This is a genomic window from Halalkalibacter hemicellulosilyticusJCM 9152 (assembly GCF_000513115.1).
Classification (GTDB): Bacteria; Bacillota; Bacilli; order Bacillales; family Bacillaceae_D; genus Halalkalibacter; species Halalkalibacter hemicellulosilyticus.
The window spans coordinates 100,845-119,690 of the sequence record NZ_BAUU01000013.1; the positions used below are offsets into that span (position 1 = coordinate 100,845).

At 38.5% G+C, this 18,846-nt stretch carries 22 protein-coding genes and 1 pseudogene; 20 read left to right on the plus strand and 3 right to left on the minus strand.

The window, feature by feature from the left end:
• Positions 1 to 32 precede the first annotated feature (32 nt).
• The 8 genes from JCM9152_RS09885 (at position 33) to JCM9152_RS09910 (ending at position 5,062) form a co-directional block, all read left to right on the plus strand.
• Positions 33 to 302: a hypothetical protein gene (locus JCM9152_RS09885; RefSeq protein ID WP_035343706.1), complete on the plus strand. Its 270-nt coding sequence runs from the start codon at positions 33 to 35 to the stop codon at positions 300 to 302.
• A gap of 151 nt (positions 303 to 453) precedes the next feature.
• Complete coding sequence (locus tag JCM9152_RS22605) at positions 454 to 612, plus strand: hypothetical protein (protein ID WP_156314986.1); 159 nt, start codon at positions 454 to 456, stop codon at positions 610 to 612.
• A 52-nt stretch (positions 613 to 664) separates the two neighbouring features.
• Positions 665 to 817: a hypothetical protein gene (locus JCM9152_RS22610; RefSeq protein WP_158318431.1), complete on the plus strand. Its 153-nt coding sequence runs from the start codon at positions 665 to 667 to the stop codon at positions 815 to 817.
• Positions 818 to 1,207: 390 nt separating this feature from the next.
• Entirely contained in the window at positions 1,208 to 1,954 is a 747-nt protein-coding gene (locus JCM9152_RS09890; protein WP_173402069.1) for a transporter substrate-binding domain-containing protein, read from the plus strand.
• Positions 1,955 to 1,986: 32 nt separating this feature from the next.
• A complete protein-coding gene (locus JCM9152_RS09895; RefSeq protein ID WP_035343710.1) occupies positions 1,987 to 2,643 on the plus strand; it encodes an amino acid ABC transporter permease in 657 nt (218 codons plus the stop codon).
• Positions 2,636 to 3,358 (plus strand): amino acid ABC transporter ATP-binding protein, encoded by a 723-nt coding sequence (locus JCM9152_RS09900; RefSeq protein WP_035343712.1) that lies wholly within the window; start codon positions 2,636 to 2,638, stop codon positions 3,356 to 3,358. The genes JCM9152_RS09895 and JCM9152_RS09900 overlap by 8 nt, the downstream gene beginning before the upstream one ends.
• Positions 3,359 to 3,546: 188 nt before the next feature.
• Positions 3,547 to 4,515, plus strand: coding sequence for an aromatic acid exporter family protein (locus JCM9152_RS09905; protein WP_035343714.1), 969 nt, complete (start codon positions 3,547 to 3,549; stop codon positions 4,513 to 4,515).
• 34 nt (positions 4,516 to 4,549) lie between these two features.
• Positions 4,550 to 5,062 carry a L,D-transpeptidase gene (locus JCM9152_RS09910; RefSeq protein ID WP_035343716.1) on the plus strand — a complete coding sequence of 171 codons (513 nt, stop codon included), beginning with the start codon at positions 4,550 to 4,552 and terminating at the stop codon, positions 5,060 to 5,062.
• Between the two features lie 65 nt (positions 5,063 to 5,127).
• Here JCM9152_RS09910 and prli42 read toward each other — a convergent pair whose 3' ends face one another.
• Complete coding sequence (prli42, locus tag JCM9152_RS22615; RefSeq protein WP_156314987.1) at positions 5,128 to 5,217, minus strand: stressosome-associated protein Prli42; 90 nt, start codon at positions 5,215 to 5,217, stop codon at positions 5,128 to 5,130.
• A gap of 193 nt (positions 5,218 to 5,410) precedes the next feature.
• Between prli42 and JCM9152_RS09915 the strand changes: the two are divergent.
• Positions 5,411 to 6,543, plus strand: a pseudogene (locus JCM9152_RS09915) (M20/M25/M40 family metallo-hydrolase).
• Here JCM9152_RS09915 and JCM9152_RS22620 read toward each other — a convergent pair.
• Entirely contained in the window at positions 6,540 to 6,716 is a 177-nt protein-coding gene (locus JCM9152_RS22620; protein ID WP_156314988.1) for a hypothetical protein, read from the minus strand. The pseudogene JCM9152_RS09915 and the gene JCM9152_RS22620 overlap by 4 nt on opposite strands.
• Before the next feature lie 120 nt (positions 6,717 to 6,836).
• Between JCM9152_RS22620 and JCM9152_RS09920 the strand changes: the two genes are divergently transcribed.
• The 7 genes from JCM9152_RS09920 (at position 6,837) to JCM9152_RS09950 (ending at position 14,202) form a co-directional block, all read left to right on the plus strand.
• Positions 6,837 to 8,027, plus strand: a complete 1,191-nt coding sequence (locus JCM9152_RS09920) for a DNA polymerase IV (RefSeq protein WP_235715682.1) — start codon at positions 6,837 to 6,839, stop codon at positions 8,025 to 8,027.
• A 57-nt stretch (positions 8,028 to 8,084) separates the two neighbouring features.
• Positions 8,085 to 10,829, plus strand: a complete 2,745-nt coding sequence (locus JCM9152_RS09925) for a hypothetical protein (protein WP_052015822.1) — start codon at positions 8,085 to 8,087, stop codon at positions 10,827 to 10,829.
• Complete coding sequence (locus JCM9152_RS09930) at positions 10,826 to 11,122, plus strand: EscU/YscU/HrcU family type III secretion system export apparatus switch protein (protein WP_035343718.1); 297 nt, start codon at positions 10,826 to 10,828, stop codon at positions 11,120 to 11,122. Before JCM9152_RS09925 ends, JCM9152_RS09930 begins: the two co-directional genes overlap by 4 nt.
• 44 nt (positions 11,123 to 11,166) lie before the next feature.
• Positions 11,167 to 11,601 (plus strand): flagellar export chaperone FliS, encoded by a 435-nt coding sequence (locus JCM9152_RS09935; RefSeq protein ID WP_439644200.1) that lies wholly within the window; start codon positions 11,167 to 11,169, stop codon positions 11,599 to 11,601.
• Positions 11,602 to 11,616: 15 nt separating this feature from the next.
• Complete coding sequence (locus JCM9152_RS09940; protein ID WP_035343720.1) at positions 11,617 to 13,014, plus strand: flagellin N-terminal helical domain-containing protein; 1,398 nt, start codon at positions 11,617 to 11,619, stop codon at positions 13,012 to 13,014.
• 314 nt (positions 13,015 to 13,328) lie between these two features.
• Entirely contained in the window at positions 13,329 to 13,766 is a 438-nt protein-coding gene (locus JCM9152_RS09945; RefSeq protein ID WP_035343722.1) for a YaaR family protein, read from the plus strand.
• On the plus strand, positions 13,759 to 14,202 hold the full coding sequence (locus JCM9152_RS09950) for an SRPBCC family protein (RefSeq protein ID WP_035343724.1): 444 nt from the start codon (positions 13,759 to 13,761) through the stop codon (positions 14,200 to 14,202). Before JCM9152_RS09945 ends, JCM9152_RS09950 begins: the two co-directional genes overlap by 8 nt.
• Positions 14,203 to 14,488: 286 nt before the next feature.
• On the opposite strand, the gene namA is transcribed toward JCM9152_RS09950, so the two are convergent.
• Complete coding sequence (gene namA / locus JCM9152_RS09955; RefSeq protein ID WP_035343726.1) at positions 14,489 to 15,505, minus strand: NADPH dehydrogenase NamA; 1,017 nt, start codon at positions 15,503 to 15,505, stop codon at positions 14,489 to 14,491.
• Positions 15,506 to 15,631: 126 nt separating this feature from the next.
• Between namA and JCM9152_RS09960 the strand changes: the two genes are divergently transcribed.
• The 4 genes from JCM9152_RS09960 to sat all read left to right on the plus strand — a co-directional run bounded on the left by JCM9152_RS09960 (position 15,632) and on the right by sat (position 18,846).
• Positions 15,632 to 15,865 (plus strand): hypothetical protein, encoded by a 234-nt coding sequence (locus tag JCM9152_RS09960; protein WP_035343728.1) that lies wholly within the window; start codon positions 15,632 to 15,634, stop codon positions 15,863 to 15,865.
• Between the two features lie 94 nt (positions 15,866 to 15,959).
• A complete protein-coding gene (locus JCM9152_RS09965; protein WP_035343730.1) occupies positions 15,960 to 16,733 on the plus strand; it encodes a DUF4097 family beta strand repeat-containing protein in 774 nt (257 codons plus the stop codon).
• A gap of 226 nt (positions 16,734 to 16,959) precedes the next feature.
• Complete coding sequence (locus tag JCM9152_RS09970) at positions 16,960 to 17,682, plus strand: phosphoadenylyl-sulfate reductase (protein WP_035343732.1); 723 nt, start codon at positions 16,960 to 16,962, stop codon at positions 17,680 to 17,682.
• 18 nt (positions 17,683 to 17,700) lie between these two features.
• On the plus strand, positions 17,701 to 18,846 hold the full coding sequence (gene sat, locus JCM9152_RS09975; protein ID WP_035343733.1) for a sulfate adenylyltransferase: 1,146 nt from the start codon (positions 17,701 to 17,703) through the stop codon (positions 18,844 to 18,846).

Here is an 18,846-nt window from a genome sequence, read left to right on the forward strand (position 1 = left end):
CCAACACGAACAATTTTAAGGAGGAATTTTAGATGAGCAAGAAATTTCTTTATACACTATTAGCGGGGGCGCTTTCAGTTAGCGTTTTAGCAGCTTGTGGAGACGAGCCAGCACCAGAAGATGTAGATGGTGGCGATCCAGTAGGAGATGAAGAGCCTATTGAAGATCCAGTTGGTGAAGATCCTTTAGGTGAAGAACCAGCACTAGATGAAGAGCCAGGACTAGATGAAGAGCCAGGACTAGATGAAGAGCCAGGACTAGATGAAGAGCCGATTGGTGATGAAGATTTAGAATTAGAATAATATAATCGAATGTTACCAATCTAGTAACTAGAAAAGCTACCTAATAAGTTTATTCTTAACTTTTTAGGTAGCTTTTGTTTTAAATATTAAATAGTGGGTATAGATAGATGAACACAAATCAATTAAATAAAATTTTAAGGAGGAAATCATGATGAATATGAAAAAGTTATTATCAGGATTAGCGGCAGGAGCGTTAGCTGTAAGTGTATTGGCAGCATGTGGAGATGTAGAAGGAGAGCCAGGAGTAGATGACCCAGGGATGAATGATCCAGGAATGGAAGAGCCGATGGATGAAGGTGGATTAGAGTAAAAGTAGGAAGTCTTATAGTCAAAATGGATGAATATAAAGGAGGAGAAAAATAATGAAAAAGTTATTATCAGGATTAGCGGCAGGAGCGTTAGCTGTAAGTGTATTAGCAGCATGTGGAGATGTAGAAGGAGAGCCAGGAGTAGATGACCCAGGGATGAATGACCCAGGAATGGAAGAGCCAATGGATGAAGGTGGATTAGAATAGAAGATAATAGTTTTCATCATGATTGTATAAGATAAGAGGTTGGGACATAACAAAGTGTTTAGCTGAGAATCTGAACAATATGCAAATGAAGCGAAGTATATTGCAGGAGCGGTGAATGTGCTCCACTGTGTGTTTGTTCGGTTTCTCATTTATGAAAATACTTTTGTCCCAACCTTTTTTTGTTTTAGATTAGCATCTTTTTACATAGTTAAAAATATATTAAAATAATTAAATTGATTATTCCGAAAATAAAAATAGTATAAAATATTTCGTGTATTTATTAAGAGTTTATAAAAGTATTTGCAATTGAAAGGCTGTGTGTTAATATGCATATACAAGTATAATTATTATATTGAAAAAGTTGGGGGATTTAAAGTGAAAAAAATATTCATGTACTTAGTTATGACAATGATCGTTAGTTTTGCGTTAGTTGCATGTGGCTCGGATGATTCAGAAACATTAGTAATGGGAACGTCAGCTGATTATCCACCATATGAATCGTTTGATACATCAACAGGAGAAATTGTTGGGTTTGATATTGATATTGCTCGTTATATTACAGATGAGCTTGGATATGAACTTGAAATTGAAGATATGGATTTTAATTCGTTAATTCCAGCTTTAGAATCAGGAAGAATTGATTTTGTATTGGCGGGGATGACTCCAGATGATGAACGTAGTCAAAGTGTTGACTTCTCTGATATTTATTATTTAGCGAAAAATTTAATTGTCACAACAGAAGATTCTGATATTCATACGATGGAAGATTTAGAAGGAAAGACTGTGGCAGTACAGCTCGGGTCAATTCAAGAGCAAGAAGCAGAAACGATTGCTGATGATTTTGGGTTTGAAGTGGTTAAATTAAATCGTATTCCAGAAATTGTTCAAGAGTTATTAGCTGGACGTATTGATGCCATTCTAATGGAAGATAAAGTTGCAGAAGGATTTCTAGGAGCTCAAGAAGGATTAATGAGTTTTGAAGTGCCAGTAGAAGATGATGAGGAATTAGGAGCTGCTATTGCTTTTCCGAAAGAAAGTGAATTAGTAGAACCTTTTAATGAAAAACTAATTGAAATGATGGAAAATGGCAAGATGGATGAACTTATTTTAGAATGGTTTGATGCAGAAGATGAATAAACCAATTATTGATTAAAGGAAGGGGTGAGGGCATGGATTTGAGCTTTGATCGAATCGTGCCCCATATTCCTTTTATCCTAGAAGGGATATGGGTTACACTACAATTTGTTAGTGTTTCATTGATTATTGGTTTATTGCTAGGAATCATATTAGCTATTTTTAAGATTGGACGTTTTGGGATTTTACGCTTTTTAGCAAATGCTTATACATCTATTTTTCGTGGTACTCCTCTTATATTACAGTTGTCAATCATTTATTTTGGTGTCCCTCAATTCGGAATTGATATTAGTGCATATGTAGCAGGAGTTCTTGCTTTTGGTTTAAATTCGGCTGCGTACGTTTCAGAAATTATTCGTGCAGGAATTCAAGCGGTTGATAAGGGACAGCAAGAAGCAGCTGATGCATTAGGCGTTCCTTATAGACAAACGATGCTTCACATTATTTTACCTCAAGCCTTTCGTAACATATTACCTGCTCTCTTTAATGAGTTTATTAATTTAACGAAGGAATCCGCCATTGTGTCTGTTATTGGGGTTATGGACCTCATGAGAAGAGCTCAAATTGTAAATGCTCAACTCTATACGTATTTCGAAACGTTCCTATTAATTGGACTAGTCTATTACATTCTTGTGATGGGATTGACTTTAATTGGCCGGTTTATTGAGAGGAGGTTGCAACGCAGTGATTAAAGTTGAGAATTTATATAAATCGTTTCAGCAAATGGAAGTGTTAAAAGGGATCTCAACAGAAATAGAACAAGGTGATGTCGTTGCTGTGATTGGTCCTTCAGGCTCAGGGAAGTCTACCTTTTTGCGTTGCTTGAATTTATTAGAAAAGCCTACCTCAGGTCAAGTTTGGATCGGAGAAATGGAATTGACAAACCCTAAAGCGGACGTCCGAATCGTTAGACAGCAAATCGGAATGGTGTTTCAGCATTTTCATCTTTTTCCTCATATGACCGTTCTTGAGAACATTACGTATGCTCCTCAAAACGTAAAAGGTGAAAAAAAAGAAAGTGCTGTAACTAGAGCAAAACAATTACTTCAGGATGTAGGGTTATTGGAGAAAAGTGGCGAATATCCTAGTCGTTTGTCTGGTGGTCAGAAGCAGAGAGTAGCGATTGCACGGGCATTAGCGATGGAGCCTGAAGTGATGTTATTCGATGAGCCGACGTCTGCATTAGATCCTGAGATGGTTAAGGAAGTGCTGAATGTCATGAAACAGCTAGCTCAATCTGGTATGACGATGGTTATTGTTACACATGAAATGGGCTTTGCTCGAGAAGTTGCCGATCGAGTTCTCTTTCTTGACCAAGGAATGCTAGTTGAAGATACACCGCCAAAACAGTTTTTTGAAGCGCCTACTTCCGATCGAGCAAAGGAATTCCTTGATAAAGTTTTGTGAATCATTATAAAAACTCGAATAAAGGTCTTTAAAAGACCGTATTATTCGAGTTTTTTCATTGAATTAAAAAAAGATCGTTGTACGGTTTTCGTAAATTATATATACATGCTGGAATGTATCATGGCTTCGTATGATAAAATATAAGTAATAATAGAGACACATGTTTGAACAGTAAAGGAGTCGAATGAATGCCATTCCGAATTGGATATCGTACATTAAAGACGGCTATTGGAGCTGGAGTAGCTGTAGCCATAGCACAAATGCTGAATTTAGACTTTTATGGATCTGCGGCGATTTTGACTTTACTTTGTATTTCGACAACGAAACGTGATTCTGTAAAGGCATCATGGTATCGAATTGCAGCTTGTTTAATTGGGCTTGTTGTTAGCTCAATCGTTTTTAGTTTCATTGGTTACGCGCCGTGGGCTTTAGCTGTTGTATTAGTACTGTTTATCCCATTAGCAGTCATGTGGAAAGTAGAAGAAGGGATTGTCACGAGCGCCGTCATTATTTTGCATATGTATACAGCTCAAGAAGTAACGGTTTCTTTAATTATAAATGAATTGCTACTAATTATAATCGGTGTTGGGGTCGCTTTAATTATGAATGCTTATATGCCAAGTAGTGAAAGGAAGCTTCGTCATTATCATAAAGAAATCGAAACGCACTTTAAGAAAATCTTTTTTGAATTGGCTGTTTATTTAAGATATGGGGAGAGTGACTGGGACGGGAAAGAAATATACGAAACTGATGAATTATTAAAAGCAGGACAAAATGAAGCACTTGTTAATATACATAACCATTTCCTTCGATATGAAGATCGTTATTACTATTATTTTAAAATGAGGGAAAAGCAATTTGAGTTACTTGAGAGGCTTATGCCTTATATATCCTCTATTGATCAGACGTATGAACAAAATGTCGTACTTGCAGATTTTCTGGAGGAATTAGGTGCAGCAATTAGTCCAGCTAATCAAGTTCCTTATTTCTTAGATAGGCTTGAGGACATTAAGAAAGGATTTCAAAAAACAGATCTCCCAAAAACGCGTGAGGAATTCGAAATTCGCGCATCGTTATTTTATATTATGAATGAACTAGCTGAATATTTGCATATTAAAGATCGTTTGTGGAATGAGTTGGATAAGAAGAAACTGTAATGATTACACTATAGAAAAAAAGGGGTTGTTTATAGTGAGATCATTTTGCTTCTTTTTCTTAACGGTACTTGCAGTTTCGCCTATATGGCCTTTAGGAGAGAATCCGACAGTGGGAGACCCGTTTTTAGTAGTGAATATTTCAGAGAAGGAAATTTCTTATATACATGAAAGTAAAGTTCAGTCAACGTACCCAATTGCAATTGGAAAAGATGGCGATGAGACACCCATTGGCCTTTTTCAAATTATTGTAAAAGCGAAAGATCCGTATTATCGTAAGTTAAATATAGAAGGTGGGTCACCTGAAAATCCACTAGGATCACGCTGGATCGGTTTTGATGCGAATGATACGGATGGACGTATATTTGGCATTCACGGTACAAATCGACCTGATCTAATTGGACAGGCTGTTACTGCAGGTTGTATTAGAATGGCCAATGAACATGTAGAGGAACTATTTCAACAAATACCATTAGGAACCAAGTTGTTAATTACCGATCAACGAGGGATAGAAGTAGTGGAATTAGCGAAAGAGCATGGAGCTATTTAATACTCAACAATGGAAAAGGGGATGCCCTAATAAGGACTCCCCCTTTTGCGATATGATGATAATAATTAGAAGATCGATACTCCCATTAAAAGTGTTCCTAGAACCATCGTAATGATCATAATATATATAATGAGCTTCTGGAATTTACGTGGCATACTGACCCCTCCTCTTAAACATACTTATGGCATAATCGCTATCAAGTCTATACGTCTATTTTACTTGTTACTCGTTGAAAGGACAAGAGGGTTTAAAGTAGTAGCTGTTGGAAATGGAGAAAAACGGTTATAACTTGCTGTTTTAAAGCGACAGCGTTACGATAATAAAGGAAAAAAAGGAGGTTCACGACCTATGGTAAATGAACAACGATTAGTTAAAGAGTTTTTAGAGCTTGTTCAAATTGATTCAGAAACAAAAGAGGAACAATTCATTGCACCAGTATTAAAAAAGAAATTTCAACAATTAGGTGTCTCTGTCGTGGAGGATGACTCAGCAAGTAGAACGGGGCATGGAGCTGGTAACTTAATTTGCACACTAGAGGCTCAAAAAAGGAAGCGACACCGATCTATTTTACCTCTCATATGGACACCGTTGTGCCCGGTAAAGGAATTAAGCCTAAAATAGAAAATGGGTATGTTGTCACTGATGGGACGACAATTTTAGGGGCAGATGATAAAGCGGGTATTGCGGCTATGTTTGAGGCGTTACGAGTACTAAAGGAACATAAAATTGAACATGGACTTATTCAATTTATCATTACTGCTGGAGAAGAATCAGGTCTAGTTGGAGCGAAGGAAATGAATCCAAACGATATGAAGGCAAAGTTTGGGTTTGCTCTAGATAGTGATGGTCAAGTAGGAAACATTATTGTGGCAGCTCCTACGCAAGCAAAAATAAGTGCAACGATTTTAGGGAAAACCGCTCATGCCGGGGTAGCACCAGAAAAAGGGATATCAGCTATAACGGTTGCTGCAAAAGCTATTTCAAAAATGCCACTGGGCAGAATAGATGAAGAGACGACAGCTAATATTGGTCGGTTTGAAGGTGGTACGCAAACAAACATTGTATGTGATCACGTAACAATTGTGGCAGAAGCACGTTCGCTCATTCAAGAAAAAATGGAAAAGCAAGTTGAAAAAATGAAGCAGGCATTTGAAGAAACGGCTGCAAAATACGGTGCTAAGGCTGAAGTAGATATAGACGTAATGTATCCAGGGTTTAAGCTTAGTGACGATGACATAGTCGTAAAGGTTGCCAAAAAAGCGATGGCTGAAATAGGTAGAGACGTTCATTTGTTACAAAGTGGTGGTGGTAGCGACGCGAATGTTTTTGCTGGTCATGGCGTCCCAACGGTTAATTTAGCTGTCGGCTATGAAGAAATACATACAAAGAATGAACGAATGCCGATCGGTGAGTTAGTAAAATTATCAGAAGCTGTAGTGGCTATTATTAAAGAAGTTGCAACGAATACAAGCAAGAATTAATGATAAAGAACGTCTTTCCCAAACTCAAGGCATTCTAATATATGTTCTTCAGTATCACCGACAATCGCAGCTAGTTCAGCTATTGTTGGTGATTTTTTTTGCTTTGAGGCTGAATGAGTTTGGATTTGATATACTTGTTGAAAAAGATGATTGTATGAAGTTTGTTTCGTCATGTGAACACTCACCTCTCAATTTGTATAAACATACTCTCTTTTCTCAGCTTATAGAAGTTTAAGGAAAACATCAACTTTTTGAATATCATTCGTTATTGAAAAAGAAAGGAGGAGAACGATTTGCTTGCTAGAGTCATTTTTCACTTAGACATGAACAGCTTCTTTGCATCTGTTGAAGTTGCTAAAGATCCATCGCTGTCAGGAAAACCGTTAGCCATTGCTGGAAATCCAAAAGAGCGTAAAGGAATTATTGTGACGAGTACATATGAAGCACGTGCTAAAGGAATAAAAACAACGATGCCGATTTGGCAGGCGAAGAAGCTTTGTCCAGAGCTCATTGTTCTCCCGCCAAATGGTGATTCCTATCGCAAAGCATCACAGGCGATTTTTGATATTTTATTATCGTATACACCAAACGTACAGCAAGTTTCTATAGACGAAGGATATATGGATGTAACGGATATGACTGATATTCACCCTGTTCATTTAGCTAAACAAATTCAAAAACGAATATTCGAAGAGCTAAGATTACCTTGTAGTATTGGAATCGCTCCAAATAAATTTCTAGCGAAGATGGCCAGTGATATGAAGAAGCCAAATGGCATAACGATCGTACGAAAACGCGATGTTCCTCAGGTGCTTTGGCCAATGCCGATCGAGGAGATGCACGGAATCGGACGACGAACAGTTGAAAAATGGAAAAAGACTTCGATTTATACAATCGGTGATTTAGCAATGGCTGATAAAGAGTTGTTGTTAAAAAAATTTGGTGATCGCGGTTTGAAGCTTCAGGAGAGGGCCAATGGGATTGATCACCGAAAAGTAGATCCTAATGCGTATAGCCGCTTTAAATCAATTGGACATTCTAAAACCTTACACGTCGATACCGCAAATCGTGAAGTGATTCATGATACATTTTCAACATTAGCTGTTCGAGTACAACATAGATTACATGAGAAAAAAGTGTGTGCATACGGAGTTCAAATTACAATTCGCTATTTTGATTGGAAAATGATTACAAGGAGTAAAAAGCTTGATGACCCTATTCATAGTGAGCAAGATCTATTAAAAGAAGCTAAACGGATGTTTGAGCAAGCTTGGAATGGGGAACGAGTTCGATTATTAGGCATTAGTACGTATGATTTAATCGATCAACAATATGCGTATAAACAACTCGATTTATTCTCTTATAAGGAAGACGAAAAAAAGGAAAGGTTACAGCAAACCTTAATCGATCTTCAGAAAAAATTTGGAGATGCAAGTGTTCAAAAGGGATATAGGAAGAAAGTGAATGATGACGATAAGCATTAATAGTTTCTTAACATCTGCCGATATAGTAAGTAGGAAAGAGTGCGGAGGTGAAAGCACATGCAAATTCAACAGCAAATGACGTCTTCTTCGAAACAGTTTGAAAGTCAAAATCAATTAAGAGAGGGAGATGTTTATAGAGCAACAATAAAGGAGCGAACAGGAGAACGTGACGCCATTGTTTCCATTAGAGGACGTGATGTTTCTGTAACATTTGAAGGCTCCTTTCCGGCAAAAGAGCGTGTTCATGTGCAGGTAACGGAGAATCGAGGAGAATCGATTCGGGTGAAGGTTGCAGAAGAGCAAACTAGACAATCGGGACAAAATCGTCCATTAACAAGTAGACAAGGTGAAATGCAACAAAGGTTGCAGCAATTAGGTGTACAGCAACCTAGTCGCGAATTGACAAGGGCTGCTATGATTTTACATGAACAAGGTGCTTCGTTAAATAGAACTGCTGTTCGTGACTTACAACAATTTATACAAACAGGGAATGCGGATGACCGCTTGCAAACGATTCAAGCTATAGCAAATAAAAGGCTTGACATAACGCCAAGTCATTTGCGTGCTGTTGATGAAGCTCTACACGGGAGACCTTTAAACCAAGTCTTAACCGATCTTGCGCGAGAACTAAACCAAGAAATGAAACCTCCTGCTAGAGAGCATTCTTCACAATCAGTACAAGGGCAGAGAGCTCACGTTGAAGAAATACGTCAACTCCTTCAATCTGATCCTAGACAAGCGATTGAAAGACTTATACGAATGCAACAACAAACGAGTCAATCTTCTGAAGGTTCACAAGCAGCGGAGCGTTTATCGAAAGAAGCAAGACAGCTGCAGCAAGCTGCAATCGATCGAATTCTTCAAGCCTTGCCACAATCAAAGGAATTTAGTTCAATACGACAACAAATACAAGAACGTGGCATAACCGAGGAAGTACGTCAGAGGCTAACTCAAATGGAGTTACCAAATCGTGATCAACTTAATCGAGATATTCGACAATCCATACAGCTACAGCAGGTAGCAAATGAACGTGTCATGCAAGCTTTGTCTCAAGCGGATCGATCTAGTTCTCATAATCAATCTCATGCAGCAACAAACCAAGATATTACCCAACAAGTATTGCGATTGATCGAATCGACATCGGATACAGGTCGAGCTGGAGAAAGATTACACGCTTTACTCACGAACGAGAATCGTACCTCATTCACGATACAACAAGTGCAGCAATTAGTTGAAGGTGTACGTCATTATTTGAGTCAAGGAAGACCTGAACAAGCGATCCAGCAAATTGCGATGATCCTCTCACAATCAAATGCTGCTGAAGCGGCGATGTTGAATACTCAAATGAACTCGCAAGGAACATTATCCAATGTCATTCAGCAATTTGTTGAGCAAGCGTTACGTTCATTGCAAACAGAACCGAATTTTCAACGAGCGATTGAGCAAATCCAGACTCAGGTAGAAAATAACCCGTTACCCGAAGCGGTAAAGAATGATATTAAGCAACAAATAGTTGCAGCGCAACAAACAGAACAGTTAGGAAGAGAGATGAAGGCAAGGCAAGAGGTCGCTCAGTCTTTGCAGCAACTCGAACAACCATCTCAACCAACACCGTCGAGTAGAGAATCGATCTATGTTCAAAATGAGCAATTTCAAACGAGTCAGCAATTTGCAAACAAAATGATAGCAGTTACGACAGTGACAGAAAGAATGGCGCAATTAACGGCAGATTTTAAACAATTTCAAAGAGACCTACATCGAACGTTAGATCAAACAGCTAGATTGATTGAACAGTTTCGCAGCCAAGCACAGCAACAGGCGAAACCAATGCTTGAAAAGACGATTAAAAGGTTAGACAATGCGATCTTAAAAAGTGAAATGATGCTCTTTACAGATATGAAAACAGAAAGAGAATTAATGCAAGCGAGTAATCGTTTAGCCGAAGCCAAGCAATTATTAGCGAAAGGCTCTTATCGAGAAGCAAATCAAATCGTTAGAGAAGTAAGTCAGCTCATTGAAAAAGTTCATTTTCAACCTTCTGAAACAAAGGTTAAGCATTATACGGCTGCTAGGGAAGAAGCGATTCGAAATATGCAATTGCCTGAGCAAAACGGCCCGAGGCAGCTCTCTGAAACGATAAGGCCGATACCGACTGAACCATCACCTCGAGCTATGCTTGAATTAATTCGTAGTCTTGGTTTAAATCGTGATAGTGAATTAGCACAACAATTTGCCTCAGGTAACCGTGAGCATACGCATGAACAACAACAGAATCTCAAATCATTGTTAATGCAGCTTGCGCGTGGAGAAGAAGAGGGGACACGTGCCAATCAGCTTGCAAGCCAAGCGTTAAATAACCTTACTGGACAACAGCTATTAAGTCGGTCTGATCAGCAGAATATGCAAAGCTTATTCTTTCAGTTACCCTTTTTATTGGAAGAGAAAGTGGAGAACTTAAAAGTATTTGTTAACTCTCGTAATGAAGGCGAGCAAGTAGATTGGGAGAATTGTAGTATCTATTTCTTAATGCAAACACCTAAGATGGGGGATATTGGTATTCTCGTTTCGGTAAAGGATCGTCAATTATCTGTCACGTTAAAAAATGATCAACAGGACTTTCAGGCGAGAATGGAGCCTTTTGTCCAACAATCGATTGATAAGCTTGGGGAGCTTGGTTTTAATATTAAGGGGATACACTTTTCGCATTTACAAGAGGAAAAGGACAAAGAAAAAAACAAAGAAGTCGATGAACCACAGCAAAGAGCGACATTTACGGAGAAAGGATTTGATTATAAAGTATGATTATTTCCAAGCATATTAATCATAAGCAACGAAAGCTGATAAATGGACCTTCAGCAGCAGTGATTCGCTACGATCATGATGAGGATACACCAAAGGTTGTCGCTCATGGGAAAGGTCAAGTCGCCAGTCAAATAATTGATATTGCTAAGCAAAACGACATTCATATGCAAGAGGACCCATTACTAGTTGAAAATTTACTAGATATGGATCTAGGAGATAATATTCCTCCACAACTCTATTCGATTATGGCAGAGGTTTTATTATTAATAGAAGAAATGGAGAAAAACTATTAAACATTATGAAAAAACTTACCGATAGTAATAATGAGAGAGCGGAGGTGGAAACATTGACTGCATTCCTCACGAACGAAGCGCTTCATCAAAAGTCACCGGAGCAAATTACGGCCTTATTATATGAAGCGGCTTTAACGAACTTAGAAGAGGCGCTTGCACATAATGAACGGAAAGAATTTATTGAAGCAAATGAAAAATTAAAAAAAGCAGGCGATATCGTCTATCGGTTAGGAGCAGGCTTAAACTATGAGGCTGGAATCGTAGCCGATCAACTTGATCAAGTTTACAATTATATTGCAGACAAGATTATAGAAGCCAATTATAAAAAAGACAATGAAATCATACGTGAAGTGATCCAAATTGTGGAATCGATTATGTCAGCTTGGAATGAGGCGATGAAGGTGAAGAAAGATCCACAATCATCACTTGTTAAGCAAAAAGCTCAAGCCTATGAATCGACTTCGATGTATGAGTCATAAAAAGGAGAATGGACAATGAAAATTAACAACAATATTCAAGCGTTAAATGCGTATCGTAATCTTCATGCAAACCAATTTAGCACATCGAAAAACTTAGAAAAGCTATCTTCCGGCCTACGAATTAACCGTGCTGCTGACGATGCGGCAGGGCTAGCGATTTCCGAAAAAATGCGTTCACAAATTCGTGGTTTAAAAATGGCTGAGCGTAATGCGATGGACGGGATTTCTTTAATGCAAACGTCTGAAGGTGCGATGCAAGAAGTACATACAATGTTACAACGCATGCGTGAACTAGCGGTACAAGCAGCAAACGACACAAATACGGAATACGATCGCGAGCAGATCCAAAAGGAAATCGATCAATTGAAGCTAGAGATTGATGATATTTCTGAGAAGACAGAGTTTAATACGAGAAAGCTATTGAATGGTTATAGTGCGGTAATGACGACGTATGACCAAACAGGAAACAATATTAATTTACAAGGTTATCCGGTCGTGACAGATGCTAATTTTAAATCAGGAAATTACCAAGTGGCAGTAGGAGATGTTGAAGAGTATTATGAAATTACTCAACCAGCAGCAGGTTTAGGGACAACAGCCCCGCAGCCTGACATTAAGTTTACAAACTTTCCTGCTACAGATGCTGATGAAGAAATGAAGTTCGGTGAGTATACGATTCGTATTCGAGACGTTCGTCCAAATGAAGATGCGGAGATTGAAATTCTTGATCCAGATGGCTTACCAATCGGAACGAAGGTAGTCGGTATTGGAGATTCTGGCGATGAAGAAATGGACATTTTCGGTATCACGATCAACACTGAAAAAATCGATTCTGCTGGAACGGTAAAAGTAAAAATGGAGGCTACGGCGACGATTACATTAAATGATGCGGATGGTAATCCGATTAAATCACCACGTGAATTAACATCTACGAATGGATTGTTTAAGCATGGTGGGGTTGAATATCAATTTAACACGTCTATCGTAGAAAATGAAACACTTGAATTCACGATTACAAACAATGCCTTATCATTCCAAATTGGCCCGAATACGAATCAAAACGTTATGATTGATATTCCAAAAATGGATGTTGTTACATTAAATATCGAAAACGTTAATGTATTAACGAACGAAGCAGCTAATCAAGCGATTTTTGCATTAGACCAAGCTGTGAATCGCTTGTCTGATGCACGTGCTAAGCTTGGTGCTGTTCAAAACCGTCTTGAGCATACCATTAACAATTTACAAGTCACTCATGAGAATTTAACAGCATCTGAGTCTCGTATTCGTGATGCGGATATGGCGCTTGAAATGACAGAATTCACACGTAATAATATTTTGAACCAATCTGCGACAGCGATGTTAGCACAAGCGAACCAATTACCACAAGGTGTACTTCAGCTTTTACAATAATACAACGAGTAAAGGAGGCATCTCCTAGAGTCAAGTTCTAGGAATGTCTCTTTCTTTTTCGTAGAATCAGATTTTATAAATGTCACAGAAGTAAGTTAGGAAAGATTTGAGGAAGATGTAGGCGAATTCGCAAGTGGCGTTGGCTTCGCAAGTTTTATGAAAGAACTCCACTTTCATAAAAACTTCAAACCGTTTTAACGGCTCCGCGCAACGCTTTTTAGAAAAGATAATATCGCGTTTTTCTAATATACAGACGAATAACGAATCATTTGGTATAATCGTACTAATGAAAAGGGAACAAGGTGGTGGACAGCGTGGATGTTCAACGAGTCAGCAAAGCAGGTATCAATAAAACAGACATGAAGCCTAAAGGACCGGAAGCGAGTGTATCATTTAAGGAAGTAATCGGTAAGCAGCGTAATGAAAAGGCCTATGCTCGACTTTCGGCATTAATGCAAAAGATTGATGACCAAGGGAAAGTATTGTCGGAAACACGTACAGTTGACGAATTACGAAAATATAAAAAGCTTGTGAAAGAATTTATGGAAGATGCTGTGGAGTTTGGTTTAAGTTTAGAGGAACGACGGGGCTTTAATCGTCGAGGTCGGACGAAGATTTATAAAATCGTTAAGGAAGTTGATCGAAAGCTCCTTGATTTAACAGATGCCGTTCTTGATAAACAAAAAAAAGGATTAGATATATTGAATATGGTTGGTGAAATTAAAGGCTTACTCGTGAATATTTATGCCTGAAAATGAACGAGGGAACGTCTTTACGTATGAAACGGTAATAGATGCACCAATTCAAGTAGTCTGGGAGTTCTTTTCTGAGCCGATTAATTTAGCCAAATTAAGTAAATTTCCAAAGCTTGAGGTCGATTCAGCAACAAAGATGGTTGAAGGTGGCTCTATGACGTTGAAAATACGTGTGTGCGGCTTTCCGTTCAGGTGGGGTGTTTTATTCGAAAAAGTTGAAGAGCCTATTTGTTTCATTGATCACGCGACAACATTACCATTTCTATTTACCGATTGGCGCCATGAGCATCAGTTTATACGTGATGGTGATAGGACGAAGATGGTTGATACAGTTATCTATCAGTCGGTTTTATCGAAGACGATTGTTAACGTCTTTCTAGAGCGAATGTTTCGTCAAAGAGAAGATGTGTTACGTCAATTATACGGGCAGTAAAATGAGTAAAGGATCCCTTACGTTAATGAAACGTTAGAGATCCTTTACTTATGGTGAAGAGGCTGGGACAAAACAAAAGTGTTTAGCTGAGAATCTGAACATTTAGATAACGTAGCGAAGTATATTTCAGGAGCGGTGAATGTGCTCCACTCTAGATTTGTTCGGTATCTCACTTATGAAAATACTTTTGTCCCAGTACTGTTCATTTGATTAGCAGTAGTTCCCTTTCAAAAGCAGTTGATGAATCCGAACATTGCTTTTAACGAACCACAAAGCGGGTTTGTTCTTACCAAGCGCGTTCGTATTGGTTAGGTGCTTGGATGTTCGCTTGAAGTTCCTTTGCTGCGCTAAGTGGCCAATAAGGGTTACGCAATAGTTCTCTCGCGATGAAGATTAAGTCTGCACGTCCGTTTTGGAGGATTTCTTCGGCTTGAATACCAGTTGTGATAAGTCCAACTGCACCTGTCTCGATATTTGCTCCTTTTCGAATTGCTTCGGCATGAGGCACTTGATAGCCAGGATACACTTCGCTTGGACCAGTTGGAATGACTCCACCTGTACTCACATCTATTAAGTCTATGCCTAATTCTTTCAACCAATTTGATAATGTAATGAAATCCTCTAACGAATTTCCTTGTTCAGAATATTCATCTGCTGAAATTCGAACGAAAAGTGGGCCGCTCCACACGCTTCGTATATTTTCGATAATACTACGTAAAAACCGGAACCGGTTTTCTAACGTTCCACCATATTGATCGGTTCGTTTATTCGTTAAAGGTGATAAGAATTGATTGATTAAGTACCCATGAGCAGCGTGGACTTCAATGATGTCGTAGCCGGCTTCTTTTGCTCGTTTTGCTCCGTTCGTAAAAGCGGTAATTATTTCGGCAATTTGTTCAATTGATAATTCAGTTGGCGTCTTTATTTGATCGAAGGCTATAGCTGAAGGAGCGTAAATCGTTTCATTGACGGTTGATTTCCGCCCTGCATGAGCTAGTTGAATCGCAGCTTTCGCACCGTGCTCGTGAACGCGCTCGATAATTTGTTGATGTCCCTCCGGATGCTTGTCATCCCAAATACCTAAATCTTGATCTGAGATACGTCCTTCAGGGGTAATGGCTGTTGCTTCAACCATAATAAGACCAACTTGCCCAACAGCCCGAGATTCATAATGACTTATATGAAAAGGACGTACATGACCATCTTTCGTGTCAGAAGAGTACATACACATTGGTGACATCACGATTCGGTTTTTTAACGTGATTCCTTTAAACGTAACGGGTGAAAATAATTTACTCGTCATGGAAGTCCCTCCAATATCGCTATTAATATCTTGCAAATTATATAGTAGCATGTTTGCTTATCGATATCGAATTATAAGCTTCTGTTTTTTCGGGAACAATTACGATAAAAAGGAGGTACTTTTTAGATGCATACGAAGCAAACGGTTAAATATATTTGTCATCAATATCCATCAGGAAATTGTTATTATTATAAGAGTGAAATCATTACACATCGTTCATGGGAATGTCTCGATTCGTTACAATGGTCCACTCCTAGGCCGATTACGGAAGGTACGTTTTCAAAGAGGAGAAAGCAAGGATATAAAGTTGAGTTTGTTTATCAGACTAAACAGCCTGCTGTTATTATTCCTATAAGGTGAGTAATTGTCACAATCATGACGATTTTATCTGTTTGTTTCTAATCAGACTTCCTGTAAACTAATGAATGAAGAACGTTCTGGAGAGGAGTACATAATGAAACACTTTTTACGGATAGGTAGTTTGGCACTTGCTATTCTATTAGTAGGCTGCAATTTAGAAACGGTCGAACAGCAGCAATTATTAGAGCTTGATGCAAACAATATAGATACTTTTATGATTGATCATGATGAAGGTGATGTTCATATTCGTTCAAGCGACAGCACAAATATGATTGAAGTTGAAGCGACTTTTTCAGCTATAAGTGATGAGGAAGAGCTAGCTGCGGCTTTCTTAGAACGCAATCTTACATTATCATTAGAAAATGTTGATGGTGTGGCCATGTTGAAATCATCAGTCAAACGTATAGCCAATGAATCAGAAGAGGGCGATATTCATTTACAAATTTCGGTACCAGCTCATTTGAAAGTTGAGTTGAAACAAAATGCGGGTATGTTACATATTCAAGGATTACAGGAGGAACTCGTTGTTCAGCACGGGACGGATAGTCTTGTAGTAGAAGATGTTGAAGCGAACGTGACGATTACAGATGGGGCTGGTTCTGTTCAATTAATGAATGTTATAGGGGATACTAGAATAAATAATGCTACAGGTCAGACAATTGTCACGGAATCTGCAGGGAATATTGTGATAACGAATGGGAAGGGGGATATTGAATTAGAAGGCTTTGATGGCACAGTGTCTGTTCGAAGTGGTGCTGGTCATATTTCAATTAATCAAGTCGATGGCGATGTGACGCTTATAGAAAGTGCTCAAGGGAATGTAGAAATCGAAAATGTTAGTGGGGAGATTATTAATTTTGTCGAATAATTGAAAGTCTAGAAGAGAACTCGTTCATGAGTTGTTTTCTAGGCTTTTTTTGTGCTTATAAATGGGAAGGGAATAAACGTTTTATTAGTAATGAATTTTCATGTTGGATATATTGAATCTCAATTGACAAAACCATTGGAAATGGATAGAATACTATTAAACAAATAATTCATATCTTTTTATAGGGATTAAATGAATTTCGATTTAGCGAGGAGGGGAGAGGCTGATGATTTTAACCTATGAGCAATTGCAAGAGAATGAGTATAAAAAAATTAATGAAGAGCTTGAACATAAAGATACACTTGATGTCATTAAATGGGCGTATGAATCGTTTGGCGATAACCTCGTGTATTCTTGTAGCTTCGGTGCAGAAGGAATGGTCTTAATTGATCTAATAAGTAAGGTGAAGAAAGATGCACAAATTGTTTTTTTGGATACGAATTTTCATTTCAAGGAAACGTATGATCTGATCGATCAAGTGAAATCTAAATACCCTTCATTGAAAATCGAACTTGCTAAGCCTGAATTGACACCTGAAGAACAAGTTGAGAAGTATGGAGATAAACTATGGGAAAGACAGCCAGATGCTTGTTGTCAAATTCGAAAGTTAGCTCCATTACAACGAGAATTGGATAAATATGATGCGTGGTTCTCAGGGTTACGTCGAGAACAATCGCCTACAAGGGCAAACACACAATTTGTTAACCAGGATCACCGTTTTAAGTCGATAAAGGTGTGTCCGTTAATTCATTGGACAGAAGAAGAAATTTGGATGTACATTCGCCTTCACAAACTTCCTTACAATGAATTACATGATAAGAGATACCCTAGCATTGGATGTGAATACTGTACGAAGCCCGTTGCTGAAGGAGAAGATCCAAGAAGTGGAAGATGGGCGAATTCAGAAAAGACAGAGTGCGGACTCCATGTTAATGGTAGTGGCATATAATAAAGGAGGAAATGAATTATGACAACTATTCAAGCACATGGTGGAACATTAGTTCAACTATTTGACCCTAACTATAACGTTTCATCACTGACAAAAGAAATTCAATTAGATTCATTTGCGTTATCAGATTTAGAATTAATTGGGGTGGGGGCATTTAGTCCTTTAACGGGCTTTTTAAATAAGGAAGATTATGAAAGTGTTGTTCGTAATATGCGGCTTTCAGATGGGACGATTTGGAGTATTCCAATTACATTGCCAGTTGAGAAAGGGATAGCCAATTCTTTACAACGAGGAGAAAAAGTTAAGCTCATTCATAATGGAGATGTGTATGGAGTCATTACAGTTGAAGAAGTGTATGAGCCTAATAAGAAGGAAGAGGCAGAAAACGTTTATCGCACTTCTGATTTAGCTCATCCTGGTGTGAAGAAGTTATTTGATCGTCACGATGTATATGTAGCAGGGCCGATTGTGCTAACGAAGCGGTTAAAGCGTGATCGCTTTGTAGAGTATTATTTAGATCCGAAAGAGACAAGAAAGAAATTTGCTGAATTGGGCTGGAATCGTGTAGTCGGTTTCCAAACGCGTAACCCTGTCCATCGCGCACATGAATATATTCAAAAATCAGCTTTGGAGATCGTTGATGGTCTATTTTTGAATCCGTTAGTCGGTGAGACGAAATCAGATGATATACCAGCAGATGTACGGATGGAAAGCTATGAAGTACTGCTAGATAAATATTATCCGAAAGATCGCGTCTTTTTAGCTGTTTTTCCAGCGGCGATGAGATATGCAGGACCTCGTGAAGCCGTATTCCATGCTATTGTTCGCCAAAACTTTGGTTGTACTCATTTTATTGTCGGACGTGATCATGCGGGTGTTGGTGATTATTATGGAACATATGATGCTCAACTGATCTTTTCTGAGTTTGAAAAAGGTGAGTTGGCAATTGAGCCGCTTTTCTTCGAGCATAGTTTTTATTGTAAAGCTTGTGGGAATATGGCTTCTACGAAAACATGTCCTCATGGAAAAGAGGATCGTGTCATCTTATCAGGGACGAAGGTTCGTCAAATGCTGTCAGATGGTATAACCCCACCCCCTGAATTTAGTCGTAAAGAAGTAGTAGAGGTATTGATTAGAGGTATGAAGAAGCAAGTTCATGCTTAA